This is a genomic window from Bacteroidetes bacterium SB0662_bin_6 (assembly GCA_009839485.1).
In the GTDB taxonomy this organism is placed as follows: Bacteria; Bacteroidota; Rhodothermia; order Rhodothermales; family VXPQ01; genus VXPQ01.
In genome coordinates, this window is the sequence record VXPQ01000002.1 from 51,795 (window position 1) to 59,950 (window position 8,156).

General features: G+C 59.4%; 5 protein-coding genes. 2 read left to right on the forward strand and 3 right to left on the reverse strand.

The annotated features are described in order from the left end of the window. Positions 1-137: 137 nt before the first annotated feature. Positions 138-980: a 2,3,4,5-tetrahydropyridine-2,6-dicarboxylate N-succinyltransferase gene (locus F4Y00_00620; protein ID MYE03469.1), complete on the reverse strand. Its 843-nt coding sequence runs from the start codon at positions 978-980 to the stop codon at positions 138-140. Between the two features lie 41 nt (positions 981-1,021). After that, positions 1,022-1,774, reverse strand: a complete 753-nt coding sequence (locus F4Y00_00625; GenBank protein ID MYE03470.1) for an ROK family protein — start codon at positions 1,772-1,774, stop codon at positions 1,022-1,024. A 14-nt stretch (positions 1,775-1,788) separates the two neighbouring features. On the opposite strand from F4Y00_00625, the gene F4Y00_00630 reads away from it, so the two are divergent. Both F4Y00_00630 and ppk1 read left to right on the forward strand, forming a co-directional pair. Next, positions 1,789-3,891: a DNA primase gene (locus F4Y00_00630; protein MYE03471.1), complete on the forward strand. Its 2,103-nt coding sequence runs from the start codon at positions 1,789-1,791 to the stop codon at positions 3,889-3,891. A gap of 6 nt (positions 3,892-3,897) precedes the next feature. Beyond that, positions 3,898-6,081 (forward strand): polyphosphate kinase 1, encoded by a 2,184-nt coding sequence (gene ppk1, locus F4Y00_00635; GenBank protein ID MYE03472.1) that lies wholly within the window; start codon positions 3,898-3,900, stop codon positions 6,079-6,081. A gap of 19 nt (positions 6,082-6,100) precedes the next feature. On the opposite strand, the gene F4Y00_00640 is transcribed toward ppk1, so the two are convergent. Then, complete coding sequence (locus tag F4Y00_00640; GenBank protein MYE03473.1) at positions 6,101-7,507, reverse strand: aspartate aminotransferase family protein; 1,407 nt, start codon at positions 7,505-7,507, stop codon at positions 6,101-6,103. Between the last annotated feature and the right edge of the window lie 649 nt (positions 7,508-8,156).

Below are 8,156 nucleotides of genomic sequence, written 5' to 3' on the forward strand. Positions count from 1 at the left end.
CGAAAAAGAAGTGAAGCGGAGTTCGCGAAACGGAGTTACGCGAAAAAGAAGTGAAAAGTTAACATACCCCGATTCCAATCCCATAACTTCGCATCTCATTAATTTTTCCAAATAGACAGTAAGGAGATCGAACAAATTCATCGAAGGATCTCTTCAAGCGCGGTGGCCGCATCGGTTTTCCGATCCCGGTACTTTACGATGACAGGGGTGTACAGCGACAGCCCATGCTGATCGGCGAAGCTTCCCGAAACGCTGCGTGCGCCCGGCGCCACGACCGCATTTTCGGGGATTTCGAGGATGTCTTGCTCGTTGCGTCCGATGATATTTTCCCGCACGAGGTCGTAGAGGCGGGTCGATCCGGTAAGCACAACCCCCGGTGCGAGCACGGCCCCTGCCCGGATAAGGCACCCCTCGTATACGCCGCATCCACCCCCGACGAACACATCGTCCTCAACGATGACGGGTACCGCCCCGACCGGTTCGAGTACGCCCCCGATCTGTGCTGCTGCCGATAAGTGGACGCGTTTGCCGATTTGCGCGCAGCTTCCCACGAGCGCATGGGAATCGATCATGGTGTTCTCGTCTATGTAGGCTCCCGTATTCACGTACATGGGCGGCATGCAAACGACCCCGGGGGCGAGGTAGGCTCCGGTTCGCACGGTGGAACCGCCCGGTACAATGCGCACCCGATGCGCGGCGTCGAAGGCCCTTGGCGGATACGTATCCTTGTCGAGGAACGAAAAAGGGCTGTTCGAATAGTCGGCGAGGATACCGATTCGAAAACCCAGCAGGATGGCGCGTTTTACCCAGGTATGCGTGGTCCATACGCCATCTTCGTTTCGTGACGCGGCGCGTACAATCCCCCGGTCAAGTGCTGCCAGCGTTTCATCTACGGCCTCCCGCGCGATGTCCGGCGGCGCCTCGTTCGCCTGCATACCGGCCAGTTCGTCGATGCGGATTTCGAGTTCGGAAGCAGTCATATACAGAAAGGAATCCCTGTAAGCATTTCGTGCAAGGCGGATTATGTGTTTGCAATGAGGCGGTGGGCTGTCCAGGCAGCTCCCACAATGCCCGCTTCATTTCTGAGTTCAGCAGTTAACAGATCGGCTTTCGTGTCGAGCAGATGCAGGAATTTTTCGCTCCGACTGGGCTTGCTGATGCCGCCCCCGAGGATGATCGTGTCGATATCCAGCAGGCGTTCGAGGTGGCTCAGGTATTCCTGCATGCGCACAGCCCAGGTTTCCCAATCCAGATTTTCCTCCTTGCGCACCCGGTCGGAGGCGTAGTGTTCAGCGACTCGGCCCCGCAGCCAGAAATGCCCGAATTCCGTGTTTGGGATCAGGGTATTGTCCACGAAGAGCGCCGACCCGATTCCTGTACCGATGGTAAGCATCAGGACGACGCCCTTCAGGCCGCGGCCTGCGCCGAAATGCATTTCCGCCAGAGCGGCGGCGTCGGCATCGTTAAGGATGACGAACGGCCGGCCGGAGGCTTTGGAAAAAAGCTTGGCGGCATTCGTGTCGATCCAGGAGTCACTGATGTTTGCGGCGGTGTGCGCCACGCCCCGCTTGACACGGGCGGGAATACCGCAACCGACCGGACCTTTCCAGCCGAAGTGATCCAGCATGGATACTACCACGGCGGCGACCTTTTTCGGCGAGGCTCCCTCCGGGGTCGGTATACGGAGGCGCTCTGTAGTGAGGCGACCGGTACGGACGTCTACCGGAGCGCCCTTGATTCCGGAACCGCCGATATCAATCCCGAAAATTTCCACGGTGGAATCGTATCTTGGCCTTACGGATGGATGAAGATGGGTGGATCCAGCGCTGTGAAGCGTCGTATCCTGTTCCCCTGCCCCATTTTAAGGGATGGCGGTGGTACCGGCAAGTCTCCCGGTCACAAACCCCCCGAATTCTTCAAGACATGCACACCGGCATGTATTTTTCGGACGACACCATTGCGGAAGTACGTGCGGCATCGGATATCGTCGATGTCGTGAGCGACTACGTGCGCCTGAAGAAGAAAGGCTCTAATTTTTTCGGATTGTGCCCTTTTCACGAGGAAAAAACGCCGTCATTCAGCGTGAATCCCGAATTGGAGATTTTTAAATGTTTTGGTTGCGGGGCGGGGGGCGATGTGTTCCGGTTCGTGATGGAAGTGGAAGGCATGTCGTTTCCGGAGTCGGTGCGCACCCTGGCGGAAAAAGCAGGTATCGAATTGCCGGAGGAGGGGGCAACCTCCCGCGAGCGAGCCGACGCCATGGAAGCGGTCTATGGCGCCCTCCGTTTCGCGGCCCGGTTCTTTTACGGACAATTGACCCAGGCCGATTCCGGCCGAAAGGCACTGGAGTATATGCAACGCCGCGGGTATTCGAACGCGATAATCAGGGAATTTGGCGTCGGATACGCTCCGGAAGGCTGGAATCGATTGCTTAAGGAAGCCGAGGCGAAACATATATCCCCCGAAACGCTGGAGCAGGCCGGACTCATCATTCCGCAGAAAAGCGGCGAGGGGCATTATGATCGCTATCGGGGCCGGGTAATGTTTCCCATTTTTTCTCACATGGGCAAAGTCCTGGGCTTTGGGGGCAGGGTGCTTGACGATGCTGCCGGCGAAGGAGAAAATCCCCAGCCGAAATACATCAATTCCCCGGAAACGCTTGTATACGACAAGCGGCGGGTATTGTACGGACTGCATCAGGCCCGGCAGGTGATCCGGGAGCAGGAAGAGGCGATGCTTGTCGAGGGTTATACGGATGTGATGTCGCTGCATCAGGCCGGTGCTCGGAACGCGGTAGCGTCTTGCGGTACGTCGCTGACCCGGGAGCAGGTACAATTGCTGCACCGCTATGCACAGCGTATCGTGCTTGTGTTCGATGCGGACGGGGCGGGTGAAAAGGCGGCGAGGCGGGCTATCGACCTGGTGCTTGCAGAGGGAATGAGCGTCTACGTAGTGGAACTTCCTGCGGGCGAGGATCCCGATTCCATTGCGCAGCGGGAAGGAGCCTCTCTAAACGATTATCTGATAAAGCACCGGGTTGATTTCGTGCGCTGGTTGCATGGCGCCGATAGCCGCGCCGGGCGGCTCGACACTCCTGAAGGACGGGCTGCCGGTATGCGCACCGTACTGCGGGCCATTGCGTGCATACCCGATGCCCTGACGCGAGAGGCCTGGCTGCCCCGGGCAAGTGAGATGTTCAGCGTACCCGAGGGTCGTTTGTATAATGAACTGGAACGGATGGCGACTTCCCGCCAACGTGAGGAATTCCGGCGATCCGGCCGTACAGAGCGCCCGTCATCGGGAGCGGGCAGACAGCCGACGGGCAGGTCCGTCAGACGGAACGACGGCGCATTTGCCGGAAAAGCCGGCAGGCAGGCCTCCGGAACAAGGGCATCCGTTTCTCCAACGTTTGCCACCGAAAAGATATTGATCCGCCTGATGTTCGAGCAGGGACTTCCGATGGTTACCTACATTCTGGGAAACACGAGCCTGAACGAATTTTCTCCGGGGGCATCGCGTCGGACGGTGGAGGGTTTTGCCGAGCAACACCAGGCCGGATCCGTGAACCGGCAGGCGTTTCTTGATGGCGCCTATGGTGCGGATGTACAGCAACTCGTTACTGAGGTAGCTGTCCGCAAGGAGGAACCGTCGGAAAACTGGGAGCAAAAAAGAGGTGTGGTCGTACCCCGTTTGGATGAAAACGCTGAAAAGGCAGCGCGTCAGGCGATGAAACGCCTGAAGATTGTCCGTGTGGATGAAGCCATAGCACGCACAGCCGAGGAACAATCCCGGGCTGAGGCAAGTGGCGATGACATTCGTACGTATCAACAGGACATTATCCAGTTACAAGCCTTGCGGCGTCGTTTGGAGAAAGGGGAGGTCATACGCTGAAGCGATATGAGCGGCCATACTTCGGTTCTTGTAGATAGTATATCTTCCGGCAACGGCGCGGCGCCGGTGTTTTCTCTACCGCATGCCACATCGCCTCGTCCGGCCCCGAAGGGCCGCATGGAGAAACACCCTCATTTGTTCTTCAACCGGGAGCTGAGTTGGCTCGATTTCAACTGGCGGGTGTTGTATCAGGCGCTCGATGAGCGTATCCCGCTCATGGAGCGGGTACATTTTCTGTCGATTGCCTCGAGCAATCTCGACGAATTCTTTCGCAAGCGCGTAGGCGGCCTGAAACGACAGGACGCTGCCGGGGTGCATGTCTTGTCTCCCGACGGACGGACGGCCCGCGAACAGTTGCAACTTATCCGGCAGGCGGTGTTGCCCATGTACTCGACCATGACCTCTCTGTGGGAGAGGTCGTTGCGTCCGCAGTTGGCCGAGCGTGCGAACATTCGCATTCTGTCCTACGACGATCTTTCACGGCAGCAGAAAGAACAACTATACCGGCACTTTGAGGCCAACATTTTTCCTATTCTGACGCCTCTCGCCGTAGATCCCGGGCATCCGTTCCCGTTCATCTCCAATCTGAGCCTCTCGCTGGCCATTCTGTTACACCATCCCGCGCGCGGCACTGAACACTTTGCCCGCGTCAAAGTGCCGACCAGTCAGGGGCGGTGGGTGTCGCTGGAAGAGCCTAATCACTACGTGCCGCTGGAACAGGTTATCCAGCACAACCTGCATGAACTGCTTCGCGGCATGGAAGTCGAGCACGCGCATGCCTTTCAGATTACGCGCAATGCCGACATCAGCCGGGATGAGGAAGAAGCGGACGATCTGATCGAGATGATGTCCGAGGAACTGCGCGAGCGCCGATTCGCCCCGGTGGTCCGACTCGAAGTCGAGGAGGATATGCCCCCTCGTGTCCGGGAATTGCTCATGCGCGAATTGAGTCTTTCGGCCGACGATGTGTATGTGAATACCGGTATGATCGATCATTCGGATTGTGCATTTTTCGCCCATTTGAATGAGATCGACTTCAAATACAAGCCATTTAGTCCCGTGATACCCGCGCGGTTACAGTTTGAAGGCGAATCCGAGGACAGTCCGGACATTTTTTCGGTCATTCGCAACGGAGATATCCTTGTGCACCATCCCTATGAATCGTTTCGAAGCAGCGTGCAGCGATTCATCGAGGAGGCTGCAGAAGACCCTCGCGTGCTGGCCATCAAGCAGACGTTGTACCGCACCTCCGAAAAATCTCCGATTATCGATGCCCTGATTCACGCTGCCGAGCGGGGCAAGCAAGTGGCCGTGCTGGTTGAGGTCAAGGCAAGGTTTGACGAAGAAAAAAATATTGAATGGGGGCGGCGACTCGAAAATGCGGGAGTGCATGTCACCTATGGCCTTGTGGGACTCAAGACGCACGCCAAGGCGACGCTCGTGATTCGTGAGGAGGATGAAGGGCTGCGCGCGTACTGTCACATCGGCACGGGCAATTATAACCCGACTACGGCTCGTTTTTACACGGATGCAGGGCTTTTCACTTGCCGGACGGATATCGGGTACGACATCATTAACCTGTTTCACTTTTTGACCGGATACGCTCCGGAGCAGCATTACAAAAAGCTGCTGGTGGCGCCGCGGGACATGCGAAAGACGTTCGTCGCACTCGTGAAACAGGAGATGGCGCATCACGAGGCGCATGGCAATGGGCGTATCATTGCCAAGATGAATTCGCTCGACGATACGGGGATGATTCGCCGGTTATACAGGGCATCGCAGGCAGGTGTGAAGATCGACATCATCGTGCGGGGCCATAATCGTTTGCGCCCAGGCTTGCCGGGCTATAGCGAAAACATTCGGGTGTGCAGCGTGGTGGGCCGATTTCTCGAACACAGCCGCATTTTCTGTTTCCATAATGCGGGGGATCCGCTTGTATACCTGGGCAGCGCCGATTGGCAGCGAAGGAATCTGGAAGATCGTGTGGAAGCCATCGTTCCGGTCGAGGATCCTGCATTGCGGCAGCGGTGCATGGATATCATGCAATTGTATTTCGAGGATCGACGCCTTGCCTGGGATCTCGGCCCTGACGGCCGGTATGTGCAGCGACAGCCGGCGTCACGGGACGAAGAGGATGGGGTGCAGGAACTGTTGATACGGCAGGCGAAACAAGCGATAAAGGCTCGTTGATACGCGGAAAAGACTGTCCTCACTTCTCGATCTCCAGAGCGGCGAGCACCCGCTCGACTGCATCGACAGTCTTTCGAACATCGCCGGGCCCAGTGGCCCAGGAACAGACGCTGATCCGCATCGCGCGCATTCCGCGCCAATCGGTGCCTCCGAACCATGCCGTGCCCTCGGCCTGAATGGCGGCGATCACCCGGTCGGTGAATCCGTCGTGATCGGAACCTGCGGGGTCCCGAAAACGCACCAGCCCCTGATTGATGACCGCGGGCGAGAGGACCTCGGCGCCGGGAAGGGAGCCGATGCCCTCTACGAGGTTCGCTGCGGCATCGCTGCATCGCTCGACGATTTCGGCGATCCCGCGGCGGCCGAGCGCTTTCACTGCGGCGTACACAGGGACACCTCGGCCGCGCCGAGACCACTCGGGGTTCCAATCGATTTGATCCCGAGCGGTAGCGGCGTGGGTCAGGTACGGAGCCCGGACGCTCATGGCAGCGCGATGCGCCTCCGGGTGGCGGACAGCTACGAAGCCGATATCGAACGGCGTGTTGAGCCACTTGTGGGCGTCGGTCGCCCACGAGTCGGCTCCTTCGACACTGTCGAGCAAGTGGGCGAAATGCGGCGACACTTTCGCCCATAGCCCGAACGCGCCATCAACATGCACCCAGGTGTTGCCACGCGAGCGACAGAGCGGTATCACGGTCCGGAAGTCATCGAAATTGCCGGTGTTGATATCGCCGGCAGAAAGGCAGACCGCCACCGGGGCGCCCTCCAGCTCGGTAAGCAACGCCGCGAGCGCCGGAACATCCAGCCGGTCGGCCGTGGTGGGCACGAGGTGGAGATGCTTTGATCCGATCCCCAGTATCCGCACCGCCCGGTCCACCGAGTGATGTCCGTGCGTGCCCGTGACGACATGCAGTTGGGGGGCGGTCCCGAGCCCCTCGCGCTCCGGATCGTGTCCGCATCCGAGGAGCAGGTGACGGCGGGCGGCGGCCAGCGCCGTCACGTGAGCGAGTTGGCAGCCGGAGGTAAAGGCGAACGACGAATGGTCGGGAAGGCCCAACAGTTCGATGACCCAGCGCCCGGCGATCTCCTCGATCACCGCTTCGGCCGGGGAGCAAGCCGCCAACGCCGCGTTCTGATCCCAGGTGGACACCAGCCAGTCCGCCGCCAGCGCCGCCGGATGTGCGCCACCGATGACCCATCCGTAGAAGCGGCCGCCGGCGCATCCAAGCAGTCCACCCTCCACGTTCGCGACGAGATCGTCGATGACGGACACAGGGTCCGAGGAGCTCTCCGGCAGTGGGCCGTCGAGGCGGTGCCGCAACTCCTGCGGAGTGCGACTGGCGGCGACCGGCCGCCGGTCGATCTCTGCGAGCCAGTCGATGGCGTGGTCGGCGGCCGCTCGCAGTGCGGGCTCCACGGAGGTCATTGTTGGCGTGCAGGGGTGCTCTTCGTCGGTGGGAAGCAGATGCGTCATGGTGCTCCTCCGGCCAGATAGTGAATGGCGGCCTCGATTCGGTCGTAGTCGGTCGTGTTCATGCGGAACTCCGAGAATGATCATCGATGGGGACTTTCTGTAAAACGTAACCATTCCTGTTGCTGAAATCGACCCGATCCTTGCTATGCGATGTCGGCACCGAGTGGTCTTCGGCGCAACGACTTCGACTGTGTTGTGGTCGGCGCGCGCGATCATGGCTGGGCAGTGACGGTGGATCTCAGGCCCGACAACCCGTGTATCCGGATCGGCCCGGTGCTCCGGAGCCTACGTGAAGCATGTACGGCACACGCAGACGCTGCCGCATGGAGAGGTGGCCGATGCCGTCCAGAGGATGCGCGCCTCGAACCACAGTCGTACCATCGTCGGCGATACGGCAGCGAGTATTCTGTACGAGTCGAGATCGGTTCGGTGAGGTTCCGAAACGCTCAAGTCGGATTCCGCCTGTGTGCTCCAATCGACGGCGCCAACGCCTTGAGGGTGTGGACGAGCGCGTCGATATCGCGCTCGCTCGTTCGCCCGTTGGTTATGCAGGCTCGCAGCACTGTTCTGCCCTCGAAGACTGCGGTTGACACCCAGAACC